This window comes from Micromonospora sp. NPDC048909 (assembly GCF_040649635.1).
Taxonomy (GTDB): Bacteria; Actinomycetota; Actinomycetes; order Mycobacteriales; family Micromonosporaceae; genus Micromonospora.
The window spans coordinates 280,799-302,880 of record NZ_JBEZFU010000003.1 but is presented as its reverse complement, the minus strand read 5'-3'; the positions used below and the strand labels follow the sequence as shown (position 1 = coordinate 302,880).

The window sequence follows — 22,082 nt, the reverse complement described above, 5'->3', positions numbered from 1 at the left end:
TCGGCGCCTTCGACGCCTCGGAGCACATGCGGCGTTGCGGCGTGTCGCGCTCCCGAGTGCCCGGCTCGTTCAGGGTGATACCTCTGCGGCATATTCATGCCGCAGAGGTATCACGCTGATCGGGAGACCCGGAGCGTGGAGGTCAGCTGCCGGAGCGGCCGTCCGGGGCGGTCCGGGCCAGCGGTACGACGATCATCGCCTCGGTGCCGCCGGTGCTGCCGTCGCGCAGCTCGATGGTGCCGCGCAGCTCCCCGGTGACCAGCGCCCGGACGATCTGCAGCCCGAGGTTTCCGCCCCGTTCGGCGTCGAAGCCGGTGGGCAGGCCACGGCCGTTGTCGGTCACCGAGACGTGCAGCTGCTTGCGGAAGCGGTGCGCCGCGACCACCACCTCCGGCCGCGCCGCAGGCGGCCCATCGGAGGCCGGCCCGCCGAGCGCCGGCTCGGTGGCCAGCGGCCCGCCGGCCGCGTCGTCCGCGTCCGAGGGCGGGAAGCCGTGCTCGACGGCGTTGAGCAGCAGCTCGTTGAGGACCATCACCAGCGAGGTGGCGATCTCCGCGGGCAGCACCCCGAAGCTCCCCTTGCGGCGCATGCCGACGGAGACCTCGGTGGCCGCCACCTCGGTCGCCGCGCTGGCCACCCGATCGACGATGCCGTCGAACTCGACCGCCTCGTCGCTCGACATGGAGAGCGTCTCGTGCACCAGCGCGATCGAGGCGACCCGGCGTACCGACTCCTCCAGCGCGACCCGGGCCTCCGGCATGGAGACCCGGCGGGCCTGCAGGCGCAGCAGCGCGGCGACCGTCTGGAGGTTGTTCTTCACCCGGTGATGGATCTCCCGGATGGTGGCGTCCTTGGTGATCAGGGCGCGGTCGCGACGGCGTACCTCGGTGATGTCCCGGACCAGCACCAGCGCGCCGATCGGCACGCCGGCCGGCATCAGCGGCAGGGCCCGGGTGAGCATGGTGGCGCCGCGGGCGTCGATCTCCCGGCGGGGCGGGGCGTCACCGCGCAGCGCGGCCAGGATCGCGTTCGCCGCGTCGGTCCCCTCGAGCGGATCCCCGGCGAGTCGGCGGTGCAGCGCGGCCAGATCCTCGCCCACCAGGTGCGCGGCGTAGCCCAGCCGCCGGTACGCCGACTGGGCGTTCGGGCTGGCGTAGGTGACCTTGCCGTTCGCGTCCAGCCGGACCAGGCCGTCGCCGACCCGGGGGGCGGAGGTGGTCTCCCCCGGGTGCCGCGGCGGCGGGAAGGTCCCGTCGGCGATCATCTGGGCCAGGTCGTCGGCCGTGGTCAGGTAGTTCAGCTCCAGCTGGCTGGGGGTACGCGCGGTGGAGAGGTTGGTGTCCCGGCCGACCACCGCGATCACCTCGCTGGCCTCCCCGTCGGCGGCGCGCAGCCGGACCGGGATCGCCTCGTGCCGGGCCGGCACGTCGCCGTACCAGACCGGGTCGCCCTCTCGCCAGATCCGGCCCTGCCGGTACGCCACCTCCAGGTGCGCGACCTCCGGCCCGCCGACGATCCGGCCCACCTGGTCGTCCTGGTACGCGGTCGGCGCGGTCGTCGGGCGGACCTGGGCGACGCAGAGGAACGTGCCGTCGGCGTCCACCGGCACCCAGAGCAACAGGTCGGCGAAGGACAGGTCGGAGAGGAGCTGCCAGTCGCCGGCTATCCGGTGCAGGTGGTCGATGTCCGCCGGACGGAGGTGGGTGTGCTCCTCGGCGAGGTCGCGCAGCGTGGACACGCTGACCAGCGTGCCACGCCGCGCCTCACATCGTCGCGGTGACCTTCTTGAGCCCGCGCGGCGCGTCCGGATCCTCGCCCCGGGTCAGCGCCAACGCCATCGCCAGCCGCTGCAGCGGCAGGATGTCCAGCAGCGGGGCGTACCGCTCGTCGACCTCGGGGACGGCGATCCGGGTGGCCCCCTCGACGTCGGCCGAGCCGACCACCACCACGTCGGCGCGGCGCTCACCGAGCCGGGGCAGCACCTCCCCCATCGATCGGCCACCGGGCCCGGAGCCGACCACCGCGAGCACCGGCACGTCCGGGTCCGTCATGGCGAGCGGGCCGTGCAGCAGGTCGGCGCCGGAGAAGGCGAGCGCCGGCAGGTAGGAGGTCTCCATCAGCTTGAGTGCCGCCTCCCGCGCGGTCGGGTAGGCGTAGCCGCGGCCGGTGGTGACCAGCTGGGCGGCGAACCGGTAGCGGGGCGCCAGCTGCGCCGGGGTGGGGTCGGCCAGGGTGCGGGCGGCCAGCTCGGGCAGCGCGGCGAGCGCCTCGCGCTCCTCGACCGGCAACGCCCCGTCGCCGGCCCGGATCCCCTCGACGAGCATGAGCAGGGCGAGCAGTTCGGCCGTGTACGTCTTGGTGGCCGCCACCGCCCGCTCGTGACCGGCGGCGATGTCCACGCTCAGCTCGGCGGCGGCCGTCAGCGGCGACTCCGGCGCGTTGGTGATGGCGAGGGTGAGCGCGCCGGAGGCCCGGGCCACCCGCAGCACCTCGGTCAGGTCCGGTGAGCCGCCGCTCTGGCTGACCCCGACGACCAGCGCGTCGGAGAGGTCGGGCCGGGCGCCGTAGACGGTGACCGCGCTCGGCGAGGCGAGCCCGGCGGGCAGGCCGAGCCGGATCTCGGTGAGGTAGGCGGCGTAGAGCGCCGCGTGGTCGGAGGTGCCTCGGGCGGTGAAGACCACGTGCCGCGGCCGACGCTCGGCGATGACCGCCGCCACCCGGGCGATCTCGGCGGCGTGCTCGGTGGAGAGGAGCCGCTCGTATCCGGCCGGCTGCTCGTCGATGTCGGCGGCCATTCCGGCCCCTGCACGCGTCACGGAAGCTCCTCCCTGTGCGCGGTTGCCGCGCGTTTGCTGCTCAGTCTTGCACCTTTGGCTCGATCTCAGCAATCGAACGAACAGTAGTGCGCATTTGATCACCCAATCGGCCCGCCATCACCTAGGCTGGCTCGACTCGACCCCGCCCACCGCACCCGACGAGAGGACGCCGTGCCCGAGGAAGACCGCGCGCTCTCCGCGGCGGAGGAGCTCGCCATGGCCCGGCTGGCGATCGACGAGGGCGAGCTGGACCACGCCGCCGGGCACGTGGCCGGCGCGCTGGCGCAGGCGCCGACCCTGCCTGAGGTGCACGAGACGCTGGCCCGGCTCGCCACGGCCGCCGGCGGGGGCGTCGACCTCTTCCCGCTGTCCCACCACACCTTCGTCGGCGCCGTGGTCGCCCGCGCCCACCTGCTCGCCGCCGCGGGGCACCCGGCCGAGGGGCTCGAGCTGCTCGTCGCGGCGACCGGCTACGCGCCGCAGACCGACTGGGCCGGGGTGCCCTGGGTGACCGCGCCCGAGCTGGCCGAACGGCTCGCGCCGGAGCACGCCGCGCAGTTGCTCATGCAGGTCTGCGCCGCGGTGCCCGACCCGGTGCCGCGCGCCGGCCGGCCGGCGGTGGTCGCGTACCTCACGTTGGCCCGCAACGCGGTCACCGTCCATCCCGAGCACGGCCTGCTGCTGGGCGCGGCGTCCGCGCTGGCCCGGCGGCTCGGCGAGGTCGCGCTGGCGATCCGCTGGGCCAGTCGGGGCGTACGGGCGCAGCCGTCCAAGATCGGCGAGGTCTGGCTCGGGTACGCGTACCGCAGCGCCGGGCGGACCCGGGAGGCGCTGGCGGCGCTCGGCCGGGCGGTCGGGCACGACCCCGACGACCTCGCGGTCTACGCCGACATCGCCGGCACCCTGGCCGACATCGGCCAACTCGACGAGGCGCTGGACTGGATCGAGCGGGCGCTGGCCCGCGACCCGTCCTTCGACTGCGCCGTGCACACCGCGCACCGGCTGCGCTACCGGCGCGACGGCGACGTGGCGCATCTGATCGCGCTCGCCGACTTCGTCCGGGACCACCCGGACGACACGCACGAGCACGGCGATCTGGCCGAGTCCTGCCGGAGCCGGCCCTGGCTCGGGCAGGTCACCCCTGCCGCCGGGCCGGTGGTCGAGGCGCTGCGGCTGGCCGTCGCCGACGACCACGGGGGCGTCGGCGCGGCCGTACACCTGCCGACCCTGGCCCCGCCGAGCGCGATGCGCACGGCCGAGACGGCCGTGCCGGGGATGCGGATCGAGGTGGCCGGAGTCGTCGAGCCGGACGCCCGCGAGCCGCGGCGGGCCGGCACCCGGCAGCTCTGGCACTACCAGGGCACGGTCGCCGCTCCCGCGATCCCCGCCCCCTCGGCGGCGGCCGCCGACCGGATCCGGCAGCTCGTGCACCCGGCCTGGCCGCATCCACCGGCCGCCTACGACGCCGCGGTCGGCCTGGCCACCCTCGACCTGACGGATCTGCTCGGGCTGCTCGTGCACCCGCCCGAGCCGCCGGCCACCGCGGTCGGCCGGGTGCTCGGCGGGCAGGACCCGACGCTCTGGGTCCGCGGTGTACAGGTGTGGGCCTGCCTCGGCCTGCTGCACCATCGCACCGACGAGCCGTGGGACGACTCCACCCGGCGCCGGGTGCTGCTGGACCTGGTCTGGGGTGTCGAGGACTGGATCACCGAGGCCGCGCTCTTCGCCCTGGTCACCGCCGCCTGGGTCGACCCGGCGGTACGCCCCGACGTGGCCGCAGTGGTGGCCGACCGGCTGGCCGACGCGGCGGCGGTGGCCCGGACCCGTCCGATGCCGCTCGCCACCTCGCTGGCCCACCTGGCCCTGGCCACTCCGACGTTGGACGGCGCGACCGCCGCCCTCGCCACCGAACTGCTCGGCGCGCGACCGACCCTCCCCCGCCCCCGCACCCCTCTGGCCCGCCTCTGGCGCCGCCTCACCACTCCCCTCCGCCGCCACCGCACACCCCCCACGCCCCAGTGATCAAGAGGTTCGCGTCACCGGAGGCCGGACTCCTGACGCGAACCTCTTGATCACCGAGGTCGAGCGGGGGGCGGTTGGGGGTGGGTGGGGGTTGGGTTAGGCGACGGGGGCCTTGGCCAGGGCGGTTTCGGCCTGCTCTTCCGGGGTGGCCTGGGGGGCTGGCCCGTTGGCGGTGCGCAGCGGGATCTCCTTGATGAACCAGGCGAGCACCGGCAGCGCGACGGTGAAGAGCACCGCCCAGAGGAAGACGTGCGAGATCGCGTCGGCGAGGCCGCCGAGCACCAGCTCACGGGCCTGGGCGGGCAGCCGCTTGAGCTGCGCCAGATCCATCGCGCCGCCCTCGCCGCCGCCGCTGAACGCGCCGCCCGCGGCCGAGTCGGCCAGCCGGTTGGCGAAGATCGCGCCGAAGAGCGAGATACCGAACGAGCCGCCGATCGAGCGGAAGAAGGTGGCCGCGCCGCTCGCCGCGCCCAGGTCCTTCTGCTCCACGCTGTTCTGCGCGATCAGCATCGTGGTCTGCATGAGGAAGCCCATGCCGACGCCGAGGACGAACATGAAGATCGACGACTCGACCTTGCTGGTGTTCACGTCGAGCATGGTCAGCAGCCCCATGCCGGCGGCCATCACCACGCCGCCGATGATCGGGTACGCCCGGTAGCGACCCGTTCTGGTGATCGCCCGGCCGATCACCAGCGAGACCACCAGCATGCCGAACATCAACGGAAGCAGCAGCAGGCCGCTGTTGGTGGCGGAGGCGCCCTGCACCGTCTGCTGGTACAGCGGCAGGAAGTTCATCGCGCCGAACATCGCGAAGCCGAGCAGGAAGCCGATCACCGAGATCAACGCGAAGTTCCGGTTGGCGAAGAGGCCCAGCGGCAGGATCGGCTCGGGTGCCCGTCGCTCGACGAGGCCGAAGGCGATCAGGGTGACCAGGGCGAGCGCGGCCAGGCCGATGATCTGACCGGAGACCCAGTCGTACTCGTTGCCGCCCCAGGTGGTGATCAGCACGATCGCGGTGATGCCGACCGAGAGCAGCGCGGCGCCCAGCCAGTCGATCCGGTGCTCGGTGCGGTACTTCGGCAGGTGCATCGTCGTGATCAGCAGCACCAGCGCGACACCGCCGAGGGGCAGGTTCACGTAGAACGCCCAGCGCCAGGAGAGGTGATCGGTGATGAACCCACCGACCAGCGGCCCGGCCACCATGGCGATGGCCATGATGCCGGCGATCATGCCCTGGTAGCGGCCCCGCTCACGGGGCGGGACCAGGTCCCCGATGATCGCCATCACGCCGACCATCAGACCGCCGGCGCCGAGGCCCTGCACCGCCCGGAAGGCGATCAGCTGGACCATGCCGTCGGACGGACCGCCGAGGAACCCGGAGCCGGCCATGCCGCAGAGCGCGGAGCCGAGCAGGAAGAGGCCGACCGAGGTGAGGAAGACCGACTTGCGACCGTAGAGGTCGCCGAGCTTGCCCCAGATCGGGGTGGAGACCGTGGTGCCGAGCACGTACGCGGTGACCACCCACGTGAAGTGGCTCAGGCCGCCGAATTCGTTGACGATCCGTGGCAGCGCGGTGCTGACGATCATGTTGTCGAGCATCGCGAGCATCATCGCGATCATCAGGCCGAAGAGCACCACCCGGACGTTGGGTCGCGCGACAGCCTGGGTTGCCTGAGTCATGGGTAAGCTCCCCCCGAGGAGCGGCTTGCTTACTTGCCGCCCGGCTAGTTTCCTTACTAGCCGCACGGTAAGTTGGTGAGGCAACCATGGTCAAGCGAATTGGGTGGTACGGGTGAGGGAGAGCACAGGCGGCACGCGTGAGCGCATCAAGGCCGTCGCGCTTGAGCTCTTCACCGAGCAGGGGTACGAGAAGACCTCGCTACGGGAGATCGCCGAGCGGCTGAACGTGACGAAGGCCGCGCTCTACTACCACTTCAAGAGCAAGGACGAGATCGTCACCAGCTTCGTCGACGACCGGCTGGAGCGGATCGACGGGCTCGTCGCCTGGGCCGAGTCCCAGCCGGCCACCCGGGAGACCCGCCGGACCCTGATCGCCCGCTACGCCGACGAGATGTTCGCCGATGACCAGCCCTCCGTGATGCGCTTCTTCGAGCAGAACCAGACCGTGCTCAAGAGCCTCACCGCCGGGCAGCAGATGCGCGGCCGGATGATGAAGCTGGCCAACCAGCTCTGCCGGGGCGACGACTCCCCGAGCGCCCAGCTGCGCGCCGCGCTCTCGCTCTTCGCCGTGCACAGCAGCTGGTTCGCCGTCCGGACGCCGCACATCACCGACGCGGAGCGGCGGAAGATCGCCCTGGAGGTGGCCGACGAGTTGCTCGCCTCGATCGGCACACCGGCCGACGCCGAGCAGGGCTGAGCCAGCCGGCCGGCGACCAGGACCAGGCCGACCCGACCGGGGCCCGGTTCAGGCCCGGCCAGCGTCAGGATCAGGCCGCGGTCAGCTCCAGTCGCAGGCCGAGCAGCTCCACCCCGGGCACCGGCGCCCAGTCCTTCTCCGGGGCGCGCACGAAGCCGAGCCGGGCGTAGAGCTGGTGGGCCGTCTGGGCCATCCCGCTGCGTACGCAGATCACCACGGCCGAGCAGCCCAGCTCGGTCGCCCGGGCGACGCAGGCCCGGGCCAGCGCCGCGCCGACACCCCGCCCCTGGGCGGCCGGGTCGACGGCGAGCATGCGGAACTCCGCCTCACCGGGGCGGGACAGCTCGGCGAACCGGCTGCCCGGCAGCACGAAGGTGACCGAGCCGAGCACCGCGCCGGCCTCGTCCACGGCGACCAGCACCTCACCGTGCTCCGCCCGGGTCGCCACGTCGGCGAGCACCGTGCCGTAGCCGTGCTCGCCCTTGAGCTGCCCGTCCGCCTCGTACGCGGCCACGGTCAGTCGGGCGATCGCCGGGAAGTCGGCCGGGACCGCCGGGCGGACCAGCAGGCCGCTCAACCGATCACCGCGATCAGGTCGCCGTCCTGCACCACGTCGCCCTCGTTGACCGCGAGCTGCTGCACGACACCGTCGGACTCGGCGACGACAGGGATCTCCATCTTCATCGACTCCAGGATCACCAGGGTGTCCCCCTCGGACACGGTGTCCCCGGCCGACGCGACGACCTTCCAGACGTTCGCCACCATCTCGGCGCGGATCTCCTCGGCCATCTGCACGGCCCTCCCTCTCGCGGTTACCTGCCGACGTATCCAATCATGCGGCGACGGCCCGCGGGCGCGGAGCGACCGGCCGCATGCCGACGACGCCCCGGCGCGGTACGGCCGGCGGCGGCCCAACTAGCATCAACGGGTCGGACCCCGGTGCCGGGCGGGCCGGTGCGTGCGCCGGCGCCGAGGTCGTGCGCAGCCGGATCCGACATTTCACGAGGAGGTCACCATGGCGAAGAAGGCCCGGAAGAAGAAGGCCCGCAAGAAGAGCGGCGCGAACCACGGCAAGCGCCCCAACTCCTGACCTCGCGCGGGCCACGCCCGTCGACGACAGTCAGCCCATCCGGCCGTGGCCGGGTACGCCGGTGGCCCGGGTCGGATCGACCCGGGCCACCGGCGTGTGTCGGTCGTTCGGCGACCGGCCTCAGTCGGCCAGTTCGCGCGACTCGCTGCTCTCGAAGACCACCAGCTCGGTCAGTCGCACGCGGAGCCGCTCGCGCAGCTCGTCGGGCGCGGTCTCGTTGCCGCAGCACCGCGCCACCAGCGCCTTGACCTCCTGCTCGAGGCCGTACTCGCGCAGGCAGTGCCCGCACTCGTCGAGGTGGTGGCGGATCAGCGTGCGCCGCTCGTCGGCGCACTCCAGGTCGAGGTAGAGGTAGACCTCCGCGAGCACCTCGCGGCAGTCGGTCTCGTGCGGCTCTCCACAGCTCACGTCACACCTCCCGGCCGGCGGGAGCGGTCGAGCCCTTGGTGGAGGCGGAGAAACCGCGCTCCCTGGCGTACTGCTCCAACAGCTTGCGCAGATTACGCCGTCCGCGGTGCAGCCGCGACATCACCGTGCCGATCGGCGTGCCCATGATGTCGGCGACCTCCTTGTAGGAGAAGCCCTCGACGTCGGTCAGGTAGACGGCCATCCGGAACTCCTCCGGCAGCTGCTGGAGGGCCTCCTTGACGTCGCTGTCCGGCAGCCGGTCCAGCGCCTCGGTCTCGGCCGAACGCAGCCCGCTGGAGGTGTGCGACTCAGCCTCGGCGAGCTGCCAGTCGGTGATCTCGTCGGTCGGCGCCTGCACCGGCTGCCGCTGCCGACGCCGGTAGGAGTTGATGTAGGTGTTGGTCAGGATCCGGTAGAGCCAGGCCTTCAGGTTGGTGCCCTGCTCGAACTGGTGGAAGGCGGCGTACGCCTTCAGGTAGGTCTCCTGGACCAGATCCTCGGCATCCGCCGGGTTGCGTGTCATCCGCAGCCCGGCAGCGTAGAGCTGATCGACGAATGGCATCGCGTCCCGCTCGAAGCGGGCCCTGCGCTCGTCGGTCTTTTCGGTGGTCAACCGCACATCCCCTCGCGTCGGATGCTTTCCCGCCGAGGATACGCGTACGGACCTGCCCACAGATTCAGTTCCGGCCGGTGTGCTGGTGCTCACCGCACCCGTAGCACCCCGCTCCGCCGTGGCGGGCCACTCCGGGGCGGTCAGCAACTGGCGCAGTTGCCGCGCGTCCCGATCGTCCCGTTCCCGGCTCCGTGTCTCGGTCTGCACCGGTCCCCCCTCCGCCAGAAAAGTCGTCCGGGGGTAGTAACGCCCGACGCCGGGCGGAGCATTCCGGACCGCCGTCCTTTTCCGCCGGCCACCCCTTTCCTGGCCCCGGCGTCGGCGGTGCCGGCGCTGGGACCAGGAAGGGCCTGGGAGGATGGTTCCGCCGCCCGAACCGGGCGCCGGCACCATCCGATGCAACGACCCGGCGCGGCCGCCGGAAACGGGCCGCCCGGCGCGGCGGGCCCGCTGGTCCGCTCCAGCGAAGTCGCCACGCCAGCGCCGGCCGAGCGGTAGGCCGGCCCGTGCTGGCGTGGGTCGGGCCCCGGCACGCCATGGCCCCGGCCGAGCGGTCAGGCCGCCGCCCAGCCCTGCCCGCGCAGCCAGTCCCGCACCACCGCCGCCGTGCCGGTCGGGTCCTTGCGCAGGTCGTGCCCCTCACCGGGGCGGGTGACCACGGTCACCCCCGGACCCGGGTCGGGCACCCCGAACGGATCCCGGTCACCGTTGACCACCAGGGTCGGCAGACCGGTCGACAGCTCCGCCGCCCGGGAGCGCTCCGGGCGGCCCGGCGGGTGCAGCGGGAAGGCCAGCGCGACGATCCCCGCCGCGCCGGTCGCAGCGGCCGTGCGGCAGGCCACCCGGGCCCCACTGGAGCGCCCGCCGACGAGCAACGTGGGTACGTCGGCGTGCCGGTCCCGCAGCGCGGCCAGCACCGCCGTCCACGCCTCGTCCAGGTGCCCGGCGGGCGCGGGCGCGCGCCGACCGGCGACCCGGTACGGCTGGGTCACCCGCACCACCGCGACGCCGACGGCCACCGCCGCGTCCCGGACCGCGAGCAGGTCCGGCGCGTCCACCCCGCCGCCCGCGCCGTGCCCGAGCACCAGCAGCGCGGTCGCCGGCCCGGCCGGCAGATCGGTCTCGGTGCGGGCCGGCCCGCGCGGGGTGCCGATCTCGTCGCTGCTGTGCACCGGCCCATTCTGCGCCCCGCCCGCCGACGCACGGCCGGAACCGCCGCCGATTGCGCATCGTCGCCGAATCACCGACCACCCTGACTCGTCGGCCGCGACGCACCCGGCCGGGCGCCTCGTGCGGCCTCGGTCAGCTCAGCGGCACCAGAGTGAGCAGTTGATCTCGCACCGGCGGACCGGGCTCGTCCACGGCGTCCGGATCCGGCTGGACCTCGCCGCGCCAGGCGACCAGCATGGCCCGACGTTCGCGCGGCGTGGTGCCGCCCCAGACGCCGTGGCAGTCACCGACCTCCAGCGCCCAGGCCAGACAGGAGCCCTGCACCTCGCAGCTGCGGCAGAGTGCGACCGCGGCGTCGGCGGGCTCGTTCGGCGCCGGAAAGAACGTCTCCGGATCGACCGACTGACAGGTTCCTCTGGTCCGCCACGCGTCGTCCTCGCGCCGCTCGCGCAGTGCGCGGAGCAGTCGCGGATCTCGTCGTGCGGCGGCCACCTCATGCGGGCGGGGCATACGCGCCCGTGTCATCCACCCACCTCCCCCGTGGGACCGGCAAGATCGATGGGCGTCGTCCGCCCCCTGCGAATCGACACTCACCACCGGCGCTGTGTTCTATCGCACTTATGCGCACGGTCACAAGGGGCTACCGCGAAGATGGCTGAACGGTCAGGCGACGTTTCACCCGGAACCCTGGCAAATCGGCACGCGTATATGCGCGGAAGGTAATCAGAAGAGCGTCAGATCCTTCGCGACGGCGGCCGGAGCCACCGGCACCCGCTCGACCAACTGCGGGCCGTCGTTGCGGACGTCGCCGACCGCCGGGCCGACCGGACGGACCTCCAGCCCGGCGAGCCAGTCGGGGGCCGGCGGTGCGAGCAGCGACTCCGCATCGTCGGTCGCCGCCAGCCACGGGGCCCAGCGGTCGTGCGGGAGCAGCACCGGCATCCGGTCGTGCACCTCGGCCAGCTCGCCGACCGCGGCGGTGGTCAGCACGCTGACGGTGAGCAACGCCTGGTCGCCGGTGCCCCACAGCGACCAGATGCCGGCGAAGGCGAGCACCGAGGAGTCCAGCGGCGTCATGTAGTAGGCCTGCCGGCCGCCCGGCGAGCGGACCCACTCGTACCAGCCGTCGGCCGGCACCAGGCAGCGGCGACGGGCGAAGGCGCCCGCGTAAGCCCGGCTGGTGGCCACCGTCTCGGCACGCGCGTTGATCATGCGGGCGGCGCCGGCGGCGCTGCGCGCCCAGTGCGGCAGAAAGCCCCAGCGGCCCACGGAGAGGACGCGGTGCCCCTCGCTCGACACCCGGACCAGCGGAACGGGGTCGGTGGGTGCGACGTTGTGGTCCGGCCCGAGCCGGCCCTCGGTCTCGTCGTACGCCTCGAAGAGCGCGCTCAGCTCACCCGCGCTCCGGGTCGTCGCGTACCTGCCGCACATGCCCACACGCTAACCCGCCGGACGGGGTGTCGGGTGTCCCGCCAACCGGGAGTCGGGTCACCGGCCGCCGCCACCCCCGGCCCGACACGGCAGAATGTAACCGTGGGGAATCTGACCGCGACGCGGCCGCTTCAGCCGTGGACCGCACCGACCGCCTCCGACCCGGTCGCGGTCACGCTGCGCCTGCCCGGCTCCAAGTCGATGACCGCCCGCGCGCTGGTGCTCAGCGCGTTGGCCAGCGGTCCGTCGACGCTCGCCGGGCCGCTGCGCGCGCGGGACACCGAGCTGATGGCCGCCGGCCTGCGCGCGATGGGCGCGCACATGTCGATCAGCGACGACGACCGTTGGCTGGTCCGGCCGCACCGGCTGGTCGGCCCGGCGCACGTCGACGTCGGCCTGGCCGGCACGGTGATGCGCTTCGTCCCGCCGGTGGCCGGCCTGGCCGACGGGCAGATCACCTTCGACGGCGACCCGCACGCCCGGACCAGGCCGCTCGGCCCGCTGATCGGCGCGCTGCGCTCGCTCGGGGTCCGCATCGACGTCGCCGGCGCCGACAGCCTGCCGCTGACCGTGCTCGGCGCCGGTCGGGTCGTCGGCGGCGAGGTGGTGATCGACGCCTCCGCCTCCAGCCAGCTCGTCTCCGGCCTGCTGCTGGCCGCGCCGCGCTTCGACCGCGGGGTGGTGGTCCGGCACGTCGGCCCGCCGGTCCCGTCCGCACCGCACCTGCGGATGACCGTGCAGATGCTGCGGGCCGCCGGCGCGGCGGTCGACGACACCACGCCCGACGTCTGGGCCGTCGAGCCCGGTCCGCTCACCGGGCGCGGCTGGGAGATCGAGCCGGACCTCTCCGGCGCGGTGCCGTTCTTCGCCGCCGCCCTGGTGACCGGTGGCGAGGTGACGCTCCAGGGTTGGCCGCACAGCAGCGCCCAGCCCCTCGAGCGGCTCCGCACGCTGCTGCAGCAGATGGGCGGCGAGGTGACCCTCACCACCACCGGGCTGACCGTACGGGGCACCGGCGCGGTGCACGGCATCGAGGCCGACCTCTCCGACGTCAGCGAGCTGACCCCGGCGCTGACCGCGCTGGCGATGCTGGCCGACTCGCCGTCCCGGTTCTCCGGGGTGGCGCACATCCGCGGCCACGAGACCGACCGCATCGCCGCGCTGGCGCGGGAGTTCGCCGCGCTCGGCGCCGACCTCACCGAGTCCCGTGACGGGCTGGAGATCCGGCCGCGCCCGCTGCGCGGCGGGACGTTCCGCACCTACGCCGACCACCGGATGGCGCACGCCGCCGCGGTGGCCGGGCTGGCCGTGCCCGGCGTCGAGCTGGACGACGTGGCGTGTACCTCGAAGACGATGCCCGAGTTCCCGGCACTATGGTCAGCGATGGTGACCGGCAAGAGCTGACGCGACGGAGGGTGGTCCTGGCGACCAAACGGCGGGAGTACGACGAGGACGACGTGCGGGTCCGGCCCGGCAAGTCGTCGCGCCCGCGTACCCGGACCCGCCCGTTGCACGCCGACGCGGTGGACGGCTTCGTCATCGCCGTCGACCGCGGGCGCTACACCTGCGTGCTCGGCGACGCGCCCACCCCGACGGTGACCGCGATGCGCGCCCGCGAGCTGGGCCGCAAGTCGGTGGTGGTCGGCGACCGGGTGGGGCTGGTCGGGGACACCTCCGGTGCGGCCGGGGCGCTGGCCCGGATCGTCCGGATCGCCGAGCGACGCTCCGTCCTGCGCCGCACCGCCGAGGACGACGCGACGACCCCCGAGGGCCGGCTGGAGCGGGTGGTGGTGGCCAACGCCGACCAGTTGGTGATCGTCAGCGCGCTGGCCGACCCGCCGCCGCGCACCGGCTTCATCGACCGCTGCCTGGTGGCCGCGTACGACGCGGACGTCGAGCCGCTGCTCTGCCTCACCAAGGCTGACCTGGCCGGGCCGGAGGCGGTGCTCGACTACTACACCGAGCTGGAGCTGCCGTACGTGCTGATCCGCCCGGATTCGGACCTGGCCGCCCTGCGGGCGCTGCTCGCGGGGCGGATCTCGGTGCTGGTCGGGCACTCCGGGGTGGGCAAGTCGACGCTGGTCAACCGACTCGTCCCGGACGCGGCCCGGGCGGTCGGCACGGTCAGCGCGATCGGCCGGGGACGGCACACCTCGACCAGCGCGGTCGCGCTCTGGCTGCCGCCCGCGTCCGGCGGGGACGACGACCCGGCCTGGATCATCGACACCCCGGGGGTCCGCAGCTTCGGGCTGGCGCACGTCTCCGCGGACAGCCTCCTGCACGGCTTCCCCGACCTGGTCGAGGGGACGGTGGACTGCCCGGCCAACTGTCCGCACACCACCGACGCGCCGGACTGCGGGCTGGACGCCTGGGTGGCGGCTGGCAAGGCCGACCCGCGCCGGCTGGCCTCGTACCGCCGGCTGCTGTCCTCCCGGGCCGGCGACGACCCGCGCGGCGACGCCGACCAGCGCGGACCCGGCGAGGGCGACCGGCGCGGGCCGGACGAGTGATCCGGCGGGCGTCGGCTAGGTTGCCAGCATGACCGGGTACGCCGCGGACCTCGACCTCGCCCACCGGCTCGCCGACGCCGCCGACGCCGTCTCGACGGCCCGCTTTCGCGCCCTGGACCTACGGGTGGAGTCGAAGCCCGACCTCACCCCGGTCTCCGACGCGGACACCGCGGTGGAGCGGGAGATCCGCGCGCTGCTGGCCGAGCACCGCCCGGCCGACGGGCTGCTCGGCGAGGAGTACGGCGCGCAGCCGGCGACCGGGCCGGACGGCCGGCGCTGGGTGGTCGACCCGATCGACGGCACCAAGAACTTCGTCCGGGGGGTGCCGGTCTGGGCCACCCTGATCGCGCTGCTGGAGGGGGACCGCCCGGTGCTCGGGCTGGTCTCCGCGCCGGCGCTGGGCCGCCGCTGGTGGGCCGCGAGCGGGTCGGGGGCGTGGGCCGGGCCGGACCAGGCCGGCGGCGAGCCGATCCGGGTCTCCGCGGTGCGGCGCCTCGCCGACGCCAGCTTCTGCTACTCGTCGCTGACCGGGTGGGAGGCGGCCGGGCGGCTGGACGCGATGCTCGGCCTGATGCGGGAGTGCTGGCGCAGCCGGGCGTACGGCGACTTCTACGGTTACATGCTGCTGGCCGAGGGGGCACTCGACGTGATGGTGGAGCCGGAGCTGTCGCTCTGGGACATCGCCGCGCTGGTGCCGATCGTGACCGAGGCGGGCGGCGTCGTCACCGACCTGACCGGCGCGTCCGCCCCGGTCGCGGGCCCGGACACCGAGCACAGCGCGCTGGCGAGCAACGGTGCGCTGCACGCCGACATCCTGGCTCGACTGGCTCGGCCAGCCGAGCACTGACCCTCAGCAACCTCTATCCTCGCCAGGTGGTCTCCTCCGGCTGGTGCTTCCTTGCGGCGATGATCGTCGCTTACGGCGTCGCCAACCTGCTCCAGTCGGTTGCCGCCGCCCGCACCACGGTGCACCACACGTTCGATCCCGGCCTGCTGCTGCGCCTGGCCGGGCACCGGACGTACCTGGTCGGGCTGGGCTGTCAGGTCGGCGGCTTCGTGCTGGCCTTCCTCGCCCGCCGCGACCTGCCGCTCTTCCTGGTGCAGGCGAGCGTGGCGGCCGGCCTCGGGGTCACCGCCATCCTCGGCGTGCTGGTGCTGAAGTGGCGGCTACCGGCCGCCGAGGTGGTGCTGTTGGCGCTGCTCTTCGCCGGGATCAGCGCGCTGGTGCTGGCCGCCCGGCCGGCGCCGTCGAAGCAGCTCGGCCCGGCCGGTCTGATCGCCCTGCTGGCGGTGCTCGGCGTGATCGCGGTGCTCGGCTTCTTCGCGGTCCGGCTGCACGGGGCACCCGGCTCGGTGGCGCTCGGTTCGCTGGCCGGGTTGGCGTTCTCCGCCGCCGCGGTGGCCGCCCGCCCGCTGGCCTCGGTGCCGTCGGCCGAGGCGTTCGCCCGCAACCCGCTGCTCTATCTGCTGATCGCTCACTCGATCGTCGGGCAGCTGCTGCTCGGCCTGGCGATGCAGCGCGGCTCCACCACCGCGGCGGTGGCGGCGATGGACGCGGCCGGCGCGGTGCCCGCGGCGATCGTCGGCCTGCTGCTGCTCAACGACAAGATCTGGCCCGGCCGGGAGTGGCTGGCGGGCGTCGGTTTCCTGGTCACCCTGGCCGCGGTGATCGGCCTGACCCGGTACGCCGAACCGCAGCACCACCACGCGGTGGCCCGCCGGCGCGACCAGGCCATGGTCGGCGCCGGTCGCCCCGGCTGACGCTCAGGCCTCGACCGGCTTGCGCCGGCCCACCACCCGTTCGTAGAGGCGCTCGAGCGCCCCGGCGGTCCGTTCCCAGCTGTAGCTGCACCGCACCCGGTCCACCGCGGCGTGCCCGTACGCGAACCGCCCGGCGTTGTCGGAGAGCAGCCGGCGCAGCGTGACGCCGAGGGCGCGTACGTCGCCCGGCGGGACCAGTCGCCCGGTCACCTCGTCCACCACCGCGTCGGCGATCCCGCCCATCGCGTAGCCCACCACCGGCACGCCACAGGCCATCGCCTCCAGCGACACCCGCCCGGCGGAGGAGTAGTGCGGGGTGCAGGCGACCACGTCCGCCGACCGGTACCAGGTGGCCATCTGGTCGTGCGGCACCGCGCCGACCAGCTTGACCTGGTCGGCCACGCCGGCCTGATCGGCCAGCTCACGAAGCCGGCGGGCCTCGGCGTGGCCGGCCAACTGCTCGGCGGGCGGGCCGCCGGCGATCACCAGCTCCGCGTCGCCGACCAGCCGCATCGCCTGGATCAGGTCCTCCTGGCCGTGCCCCGCCGAGAGGCCGCCCACGGAGAGGATCCGGGCCCGCCGGTCGCGCGGGGCCGCCTCACCGTCGGGGTGGAACAGCTCGGTGTCCACCCCGGTGGGCACCATCGCCACCGCGGTGCGTTGCAGGCCCATCCGGGTGAGCTCGTCGACCTCGTCGTTGCACTGGGCCACCGCGATGTCCACCGCCCGGGTCAGGGCCCGCTCCAGCGGGATCCGCTCCCCCGGGCCGCCGTACTGCCGGCCGAGGTGGCGCAGCTGCTCGACGCCGAGCGAGTGGAAGGTCTGCACGACCGGGATGTCGGTCTCCCGGACGGCGTGCGCCGCGGCCAGCCCACCCACCCAGTAGTGTCCGTGCACCACGTCCGGACGCCAGTCACCGGCCCAGCGGTCGGTCAGCCAACCGCCGAAGCCGGTCACGTACGGAATCAGCTCGGCGGTGGACAGCGGCGCGGCGGGGCCGACCGGCACCCGCTCCACGCGGTAGCCGTCGACCTCCAGGGTCTCCGGCAACCCCGGATCATCCCGGCGTTCGTAGAGCCGCACCTCGTGGCCTCGTCCGGCCAGTTCGGCAGCGACCCGTGCGATGTGCTGGTGCGTACCGACGGCAGGGCCCTCGGTCGTCCTGGACGGGTCGGCGTGCGCGCAGACGAGACCGACGCGCATGGGTCACCTCCATGCGATCTTCTAGCAGTGGTCCTCCCGGTCAGAGGGTCCCATTAACCAGGGGCCGGTAAGCCGAAACCTGGCAGATCGGGAATAGCCCGGCAGGTGCCCCGGACGCTTGCGCCACGACAAGCACTTCAGCCTCCCGGATCGCCGTCCGATGATCATGGTTTGTGCTGATCCGACCTACGTCGGCGGCATGACCCACCCCGGGCGGGGGTACCGGCGAAGAATGCCTCTCAGCCGCAGCCTCGACGAGGCCACCGTGGTGGTCACCGGCGCCTCCAGCGGGATCGGTACCGCCACCGCGTACGCCCTGGCCCGCCGGGGCGCGGCCGTCGTCCTGGCCGCCCGCAGCGAGTCGGCCCTGACCCGGGTCGCCCAACGCTGCCGGGAACTGGGTGGCAGGGCGCTGGTCGTGCCGACCGACGTCACCGACGCGGCCTCGGTGGAGCGGCTGGCCGACCGCGCGGCGGCCGAGTTCGGCCGGATCGACGGTTGGATCAACAACGCCGCGGTGGGCGTGGTCGGGCTCTTCGACGAGATCCCGGTCGCCGAGTTCCGTCGGGTGCTGGAGGTGAACCTGCTCGGCACCGTGCACGGCCTGCGGGCCGCGTTGCCGTACCTCGGCGCCGCCGGGGGCGGGGTGGTGGTCAACAACGCCTCGGTGCTGGCAGAGGTGGCGATGCCGTACCAGTCGGCGTACAACGCCACGAAGCACGCCATCCGCGGCCTGGCCGACACCGTCCGCCAGGAGCTGCGGGTCACCGGCCGGGGCAACATCTCGATCTGCACGGTGCTGCCGGCCACCATCGACACCCCGTTCTTCCGGCACACCGCGAACCACACCGGCCGGGAGCTGGTGCCGCCGCCGCCGATCTACCCGCCCGAGACGGTGGCCGCGACCATCGTCCGGCTGCTGCGCCGGCCGCGCCGGGAGGCGTACGCCGGCGGCGCGGCACGACTGATCGGCCTCCAGTGGCGGCTCGCACCGGCGCTCGCCGAACGCACCCTCGGCTGGTACGCGCACCGGACCCAGTTCGGGCCGGGCTCCCGCGCGGACAGCACCGGCAACGTGTTCCGGGCCGACGCGGAGGGTCGACGGGAGGGGGGCTGGTACGGCCGGCGACGGCAACTGGTCCGGATGACCGCCGCCTTCGGACTCGCCGCCGCCGGCACGGCGGTCGGCACGATGGCCGCACGGACCCGCCGCGCCCGGACGGACCGCTGATGAGCCGGGCCGAGCGGTCGAATGCGCGGGCGGTGGCCGACGTGCACAATGGGTCGATCATGCCGACGGACGTGCAGTTCCTGGTCGAGACGGACGAGTCGAGCGCGGTGCTCCGGCTGACCGGGGTGCTCGACCCGTCCGGCACCGGGCGTGTCCGCGACGCGCTGCTCACCCGGCTCTGTGAGCGTCCGGGCCCGGTGGTGGCCGACCTGACCGATCTGCGGTTCACCGACCCGGCCGCCCGGGCCGTCTTCGCCGACGTGCACCGGGAGGTCGTCGACTGGCCCGCGGCGGGTCTGCTGGTCTGCGACCCCGCGGCGGCCGGCCATCCGGCGCTGGCCGGGGTGCCGGTCTGGCCGACCCTCGACGGGGCGATGGCGGCGCTGGCCGAGTCTCCGAAGGCCGCGGTGCTCAACACCGACCTCGCCCCGGTGCTCGGCGCTGCCCGGCAGGCCCGGGAGCTGGTCACCGACGGCTGTCGGCGCTGGGGCATGCCGGCCCTCGCCGAGCCGGGCAGCATCGCCGTCACCGAGATGGTCAACAACGTGGTCGCGCACGCGCGCACCCCGATGACCGTGCGGCTCGCCCCCGACGGCGGCCTGCTGCATCTGGCCGTCCGCGATCACTCGTCGCGGCAGCCCACCTTCGCCGGGCTGGCCCCGTTGACCTCGACCGGCGGTCGCGGCCTACTGCTGATCGACACGGTGGCGCGCCGCTGGGGCAGCAGCCCGGTCCCGGACGGCAAGGTCGTCTGGTGCGTCCTGCACCCCGCCGACCAGCCTCCGCTCTGATCAGCGCCGCGCCCGCCCACCCCACCGCGGGCGGTTTCTTACCCTTCGTGGCTTTCGCGGGGCAACAGCACGGCATGAGCGGCGGGTCGAGCGGGTAGAGATCCGTCATGCGCGACGACGAGTACCCGACCCCCGTGTCCGACCCGGAGGCCAACGGCCTGCCGGGCACCGCCGATGACGACTCGACCGCCAACGACGACGTGCTGACCGGTCGTGAGGCGGACGGTCCGGACCCGGCCCAGCTCCCTGGCGACCGCACCCCGGTCGCGGTGGACCGGTTCGGGACCACCGCCGACGAGCAGCTCGACGGCGAGTCGCTGGACTACAAGCTCCAGCGGGAGAGCTACGAGCGCCCCGTCGACGACCCGCTGGCCGGAACGGTCGACCCGGACATCGCGGCCGAGGCGACCAGCGACGAGGCCGCGGCGCAGGCCCAGCTCGACGCCGACGTGATCGACCCGGGCCCCACCTCGGACCCGAACTCCCCGGTCTCGATCTACGACCACGGCCAGCTCGGCACGGTCGCCGACGCGACGGTGGGCCGGCTCGTGGAACCGGACGAGGGCGCGCACACGGACCAGGAGACCGACAACGTGGCGCACGACGCCGGGGCGGCCGGTGGCGGGGCGAGCGCCGAGGAGCTGGCCATCCACGAGACCCGACCGCCGCACTCGGTCTGACCGGGGTCAGCTGTCCAGGCCCCGCTCGATCGCGTAGCGGGTCAGCTCGACCCGGTTGTGCAGCTGCAGCTTGCCCAGCGTGTTCTGGACATGGTTCTGCACCGTGCGGTGTGCGAGCCCGAGCCGCTGCGCGATCTGCTTGTAGGACATCCCCTTGGCGACCAGCCGGAGCACCTCGGTCTCCCGGTCGGTCAACCGCGGCGCCAGGTCGCCCGGCGGCCCGGCGTCGCGACCACCCGACGCCGGGGTGGCCGCCAACCGCCGGTACTCGCCGAGGACCAGGCCGGCCAGGCCGGGGGTGAAGACCGGCTCGCCGGCCGCCGTGCGGCGCACCGCCTCCAGGAACTCCGCCGGCGCCGCGGACTTGACCAGGTAGCCGGTCGCCCCCGCCTTGACCGCGTCCAGCACACCCTGCTGCTCGCCGCTCGCCGAGAGCATCAGCACCCGCACCTGCGGCAGCGCGGCCCGCAGCCCGTGGATCACCTCCACTCCGGAGATGTCCGGCAGTTGCAGGTCCAGCACCACCACGTCGGGCCGGGCGGCGGCCGCCACCCGGATCGCCTGCCGGCCCTCGCCGCTGGTGGCCACCACCAGGTGACCGGCCTCGGTCAGGTCGCGGGCCACCCCCTCCCGCCACATCGGGTGATCGTCGACCACCATCACCCGCACCGGTCCACCCGCTTGGGCGTGCCCCGCGGGCCCGGGCGCTCCGTCGGCAGCTCCGGCCGCGTCCGGCCCGGTCACCGGTCGGCCCTCGGCACCGTCAACTCCACCTCGGTGCCCGCGCCGGGCGTCGACACGATGCGCGCCGTACCGCCCAGCTCGGCGATCCGGCCCCGGATGGACTGCGCCACCCCGAGCCGGCCCTGCGTCACGGCCTCGGCCAGCCGACCGTCCGGGATACCCGGCCCTTCGTCGCGCACCGACACGGTCACCGTCGTCCCCTCGTCCTCGATCAGTACCCAGGCCCGCCCGCCGGCGTGCCGTCGCACGTTCTCCAGGGCCGCCGCGGTCGCGGCCGCCAGCTCGCGCGCCACCGGCCCGGGCAGCGGCACCGGGGTTGCCGGCGCGGAGACCGACACCGTCGCGGCGGCGTACCGACCGAGCAGGGCACGCAGGTCGACCGGACCGTCGTCGGTCACCCCGGCCGGGACGGCGCCGGCGATCAGCGCCCGCAACGCGGCCTCCTGCTCGCCGGCGAGCCGGGCCAGCTCCCCGGCCTCTCCCGGCAGGTGTGCGCCGCGCCGCTGCACCAGGGCGAGCACCTGGAGCACCGAGTCGTGGATGTCCCGGGCCAGCCGCTCCCGCTCCCGGGTGGCCGCCTCCAGCTCCACGGCCCGGTGCAGCCGCTCCTCCGCGGTGACCGCCAGCCGCGCGACGTGGCCCACCACCACCCCCGCGAGCAGGATCAGGATGACACCGGTGAGCGAGGACTGGCTGACCCGCTCCCGGGTGGCGAGGTCCGCACCGCCGATCACCAGGGCGGCGACGGTCCCGCGGCGCCGGCCGCCGGAGACGGCCCAGGCGAGCACCGGGCCGGCCAGCCAGGCCACCGCCAGGGTGGGCACCCCGGCGTGCAGCGCCGACCGGCCGATCACCCACGGGGTGGCCAGCATGATCGCCAGTACCACTCCGAGGTCGGCCAGGAGCAGCGGCCAGGCCCGCCAGGCCGGTCGGGCGTAGCCGAACGCGGTCACCCCGGTCCAGACGATCATCGCCAGCACCAGGCCGGCGGCGGCGAGCGGGTGGGCGTACCGGTCGGCGTCGCGCACCGCCAGCAGGCAGACGTACGCGAGCGAGGCCACCCGGAACACCGCGATGGCACGCCAGAGCGGTACCTCGAACCCACCCGGCGACGACGGCATGGGCGCCACCATGCCACAGTGCGTCCGCCGGACGGGGGGCCGCCTGATGCAGATCAGGAAACCCTGACGTACGGTGGAAATGCCGCGAATAACTCCTAGATCCGCTGTCGGGAC

General features: G+C 74.1%; 22 protein-coding genes and 1 pseudogene. 10 read left to right on the top strand and 13 right to left on the bottom strand.

Features of this window, described 5'->3' with window-relative positions; all coding sequences use genetic code 11:
- Positions 1-142 precede the first annotated feature (142 nt).
- Both AB0C04_RS10745 and AB0C04_RS10740 read right to left on the bottom strand, forming a co-directional pair.
- Positions 143-1,738, bottom strand: a complete 1,596-nt coding sequence (locus tag AB0C04_RS10745; protein WP_357051462.1) for a histidine kinase N-terminal domain-containing protein — start codon at positions 1,736-1,738, stop codon at positions 143-145.
- A 25-nt stretch (positions 1,739-1,763) separates the two neighbouring features.
- Positions 1,764-2,795, bottom strand: coding sequence for an SIS domain-containing protein (locus AB0C04_RS10740; RefSeq protein WP_357052228.1), 1,032 nt, complete (start codon positions 2,793-2,795; stop codon positions 1,764-1,766).
- Between the two features lie 192 nt (positions 2,796-2,987).
- Between AB0C04_RS10740 and AB0C04_RS10735 the strand changes: the two genes are divergently transcribed.
- A complete protein-coding gene (locus tag AB0C04_RS10735; RefSeq protein WP_357051459.1) occupies positions 2,988-4,838 on the top strand; it encodes a tetratricopeptide repeat protein in 1,851 nt (616 codons plus the stop codon).
- Between the two features lie 96 nt (positions 4,839-4,934).
- On the opposite strand, the gene AB0C04_RS10730 is transcribed toward AB0C04_RS10735, so the two are convergent.
- Positions 4,935-6,518, bottom strand: a complete 1,584-nt coding sequence (locus tag AB0C04_RS10730) for an MDR family MFS transporter (RefSeq protein WP_357051456.1) — start codon at positions 6,516-6,518, stop codon at positions 4,935-4,937.
- Between the two features lie 112 nt (positions 6,519-6,630).
- On the opposite strand from AB0C04_RS10730, the gene AB0C04_RS10725 reads away from it, so the two are divergent.
- Entirely contained in the window at positions 6,631-7,215 is a 585-nt protein-coding gene (locus AB0C04_RS10725; protein ID WP_357051453.1) for a helix-turn-helix domain-containing protein, read from the top strand.
- A 70-nt stretch (positions 7,216-7,285) separates the two neighbouring features.
- Here the strand turns inward: AB0C04_RS10725 and AB0C04_RS10720 are convergent, their stop codons facing one another.
- Positions 7,286-7,792, bottom strand: coding sequence for a GNAT family N-acetyltransferase (locus AB0C04_RS10720; protein ID WP_357051450.1), 507 nt, complete (start codon positions 7,790-7,792; stop codon positions 7,286-7,288).
- Positions 7,789-8,010 (bottom strand): biotin/lipoyl-binding carrier protein, encoded by a 222-nt coding sequence (locus tag AB0C04_RS10715; RefSeq protein WP_357051447.1) that lies wholly within the window; start codon positions 8,008-8,010, stop codon positions 7,789-7,791. Before AB0C04_RS10715 ends, AB0C04_RS10720 begins: the two co-directional genes overlap by 4 nt.
- 163 nt (positions 8,011-8,173) lie before the next feature.
- Between AB0C04_RS10715 and AB0C04_RS10710 the strand changes: the two genes are divergently transcribed.
- The gene (locus AB0C04_RS10710) at positions 8,174-8,305 is read left to right on the top strand and encodes a hypothetical protein (protein ID WP_357051444.1); all 132 of its coding nucleotides are present in this window, start codon (positions 8,174-8,176) and stop codon (positions 8,303-8,305) included.
- A gap of 120 nt (positions 8,306-8,425) precedes the next feature.
- Here the strand turns inward: AB0C04_RS10710 and rsrA are convergent, their stop codons facing one another.
- The 5 genes from rsrA to AB0C04_RS10685 form a co-directional block, all read right to left on the bottom strand.
- Positions 8,426-8,713: a mycothiol system anti-sigma-R factor gene (gene rsrA, locus AB0C04_RS10705; protein WP_350871639.1), complete on the bottom strand. Its 288-nt coding sequence runs from the start codon at positions 8,711-8,713 to the stop codon at positions 8,426-8,428.
- A 1-nt stretch (position 8,714) separates the two neighbouring features.
- Positions 8,715-9,533, bottom strand: a complete 819-nt coding sequence (locus AB0C04_RS10700) for a sigma-70 family RNA polymerase sigma factor (protein WP_357051441.1) — start codon at positions 9,531-9,533, stop codon at positions 8,715-8,717.
- A 347-nt stretch (positions 9,534-9,880) separates the two neighbouring features.
- Entirely contained in the window at positions 9,881-10,498 is a 618-nt protein-coding gene (locus AB0C04_RS10695) for an alpha/beta family hydrolase (protein WP_357051438.1), read from the bottom strand.
- A gap of 130 nt (positions 10,499-10,628) precedes the next feature.
- Entirely contained in the window at positions 10,629-11,021 is a 393-nt protein-coding gene (locus AB0C04_RS10690) for a WhiB family transcriptional regulator (protein ID WP_357051435.1), read from the bottom strand.
- Between the two features lie 198 nt (positions 11,022-11,219).
- Positions 11,220-11,927 (bottom strand): SOS response-associated peptidase, encoded by a 708-nt coding sequence (locus AB0C04_RS10685; protein ID WP_357051432.1) that lies wholly within the window; start codon positions 11,925-11,927, stop codon positions 11,220-11,222.
- 102 nt (positions 11,928-12,029) lie between these two features.
- On the opposite strand from AB0C04_RS10685, the gene aroA reads away from it, so the two are divergent.
- The 4 genes and pseudogenes from aroA to AB0C04_RS10665 all read left to right on the top strand — a co-directional run bounded on the left by aroA (position 12,030) and on the right by AB0C04_RS10665 (position 16,244).
- A complete protein-coding gene (gene aroA / locus AB0C04_RS10680) occupies positions 12,030-13,331 on the top strand; it encodes a 3-phosphoshikimate 1-carboxyvinyltransferase (RefSeq protein WP_357051430.1) in 1,302 nt (433 codons plus the stop codon).
- Positions 13,301-14,437 carry a ribosome small subunit-dependent GTPase A gene (gene rsgA, locus AB0C04_RS10675; protein WP_357051427.1) on the top strand — a complete coding sequence of 379 codons (1,137 nt, stop codon included), beginning with the start codon at positions 13,301-13,303 and terminating at the stop codon, positions 14,435-14,437. Before aroA ends, rsgA begins: the two co-directional genes overlap by 31 nt.
- Positions 14,438-14,465: 28 nt before the next feature.
- Positions 14,466-15,284 carry a histidinol-phosphatase gene (hisN, locus tag AB0C04_RS10670; protein ID WP_357051424.1) on the top strand — a complete coding sequence of 273 codons (819 nt, stop codon included), beginning with the start codon at positions 14,466-14,468 and terminating at the stop codon, positions 15,282-15,284.
- 59 nt (positions 15,285-15,343) lie between these two features.
- Positions 15,344-16,244 (top strand): annotated as a pseudogene (locus AB0C04_RS10665) (hypothetical protein).
- Here AB0C04_RS10665 and AB0C04_RS10660 read toward each other — a convergent pair.
- A complete protein-coding gene (locus tag AB0C04_RS10660) occupies positions 16,202-17,401 on the bottom strand; it encodes a glycosyltransferase (protein WP_357051422.1) in 1,200 nt (399 codons plus the stop codon). The pseudogene AB0C04_RS10665 and the gene AB0C04_RS10660 sit on opposite strands and share 43 nt — an antisense overlap.
- A 232-nt stretch (positions 17,402-17,633) precedes the next feature.
- Between AB0C04_RS10660 and AB0C04_RS10655 the strand changes: the two genes are divergently transcribed.
- The 3 genes from AB0C04_RS10655 (at position 17,634) to AB0C04_RS10645 (ending at position 20,103) form a co-directional block, all read left to right on the top strand.
- Complete coding sequence (locus AB0C04_RS10655) at positions 17,634-18,632, top strand: SDR family oxidoreductase (protein WP_357051419.1); 999 nt, start codon at positions 17,634-17,636, stop codon at positions 18,630-18,632.
- Complete coding sequence (locus AB0C04_RS10650) at positions 18,632-19,423, top strand: ATP-binding protein (RefSeq protein ID WP_357051416.1); 792 nt, start codon at positions 18,632-18,634, stop codon at positions 19,421-19,423. The genes AB0C04_RS10655 and AB0C04_RS10650 overlap by 1 nt, the downstream gene beginning before the upstream one ends.
- Before the next feature lie 107 nt (positions 19,424-19,530).
- A complete protein-coding gene (locus AB0C04_RS10645) occupies positions 19,531-20,103 on the top strand; it encodes a DUF5709 domain-containing protein (RefSeq protein ID WP_357051413.1) in 573 nt (190 codons plus the stop codon).
- A gap of 6 nt (positions 20,104-20,109) precedes the next feature.
- On the opposite strand, the gene AB0C04_RS10640 is transcribed toward AB0C04_RS10645, so the two are convergent.
- Entirely contained in the window at positions 20,110-20,763 is a 654-nt protein-coding gene (locus tag AB0C04_RS10640) for a response regulator transcription factor (protein WP_357052225.1), read from the bottom strand.
- Between the two features lie 80 nt (positions 20,764-20,843).
- Entirely contained in the window at positions 20,844-21,968 is a 1,125-nt protein-coding gene (locus AB0C04_RS10635) for a DUF5931 domain-containing protein (RefSeq protein ID WP_357051410.1), read from the bottom strand.
- Positions 21,969-22,082 lie beyond the last annotated feature (114 nt).

Excerpts from the sequence above, each read along its gene's own strand:
- AB0C04_RS10660 (WP_357051422.1), bottom strand. The coding sequence starts at position 17,401 with ATGCGCGTCGGTCTCGTCTGCGCGCACGCCGACCCGTCCAGGACGACC.
- AB0C04_RS10690 (WP_357051435.1), bottom strand. The coding sequence starts at position 11,021 with ATGACACGGGCGCGTATGCCCCGCCCGCATGAGGTGGCCGCCGCACGA.
- rsgA (WP_357051427.1), top strand. The coding sequence starts at position 13,301 with ATGGTCAGCGATGGTGACCGGCAAGAGCTGACGCGACGGAGGGTGGTC.
- AB0C04_RS10740 (WP_357052228.1), bottom strand. The coding sequence starts at position 2,795 with ATGGCCGCCGACATCGACGAGCAGCCGGCCGGATACGAGCGGCTCCTC.
- AB0C04_RS10650 (WP_357051416.1), top strand. The coding sequence starts at position 18,632 with ATGAGCCGGGCCGAGCGGTCGAATGCGCGGGCGGTGGCCGACGTGCAC.
- AB0C04_RS10640 (WP_357052225.1), bottom strand. The coding sequence starts at position 20,763 with ATGGTGGTCGACGATCACCCGATGTGGCGGGAGGGGGTGGCCCGCGAC.
- AB0C04_RS10730 (WP_357051456.1), bottom strand. The coding sequence starts at position 6,518 with ATGACTCAGGCAACCCAGGCTGTCGCGCGACCCAACGTCCGGGTGGTG.
- AB0C04_RS10685 (WP_357051432.1), bottom strand. The coding sequence starts at position 11,927 with ATGTGCGGCAGGTACGCGACGACCCGGAGCGCGGGTGAGCTGAGCGCG.
- AB0C04_RS10655 (WP_357051419.1), top strand. The coding sequence starts at position 17,634 with ATGCCTCTCAGCCGCAGCCTCGACGAGGCCACCGTGGTGGTCACCGGC.
- AB0C04_RS10645 (WP_357051413.1), top strand. The coding sequence starts at position 19,531 with ATGCGCGACGACGAGTACCCGACCCCCGTGTCCGACCCGGAGGCCAAC.
- hisN (WP_357051424.1), top strand. The coding sequence starts at position 14,466 with ATGACCGGGTACGCCGCGGACCTCGACCTCGCCCACCGGCTCGCCGAC.
- AB0C04_RS10635 (WP_357051410.1), bottom strand. The coding sequence starts at position 21,968 with ATGCCGTCGTCGCCGGGTGGGTTCGAGGTACCGCTCTGGCGTGCCATC.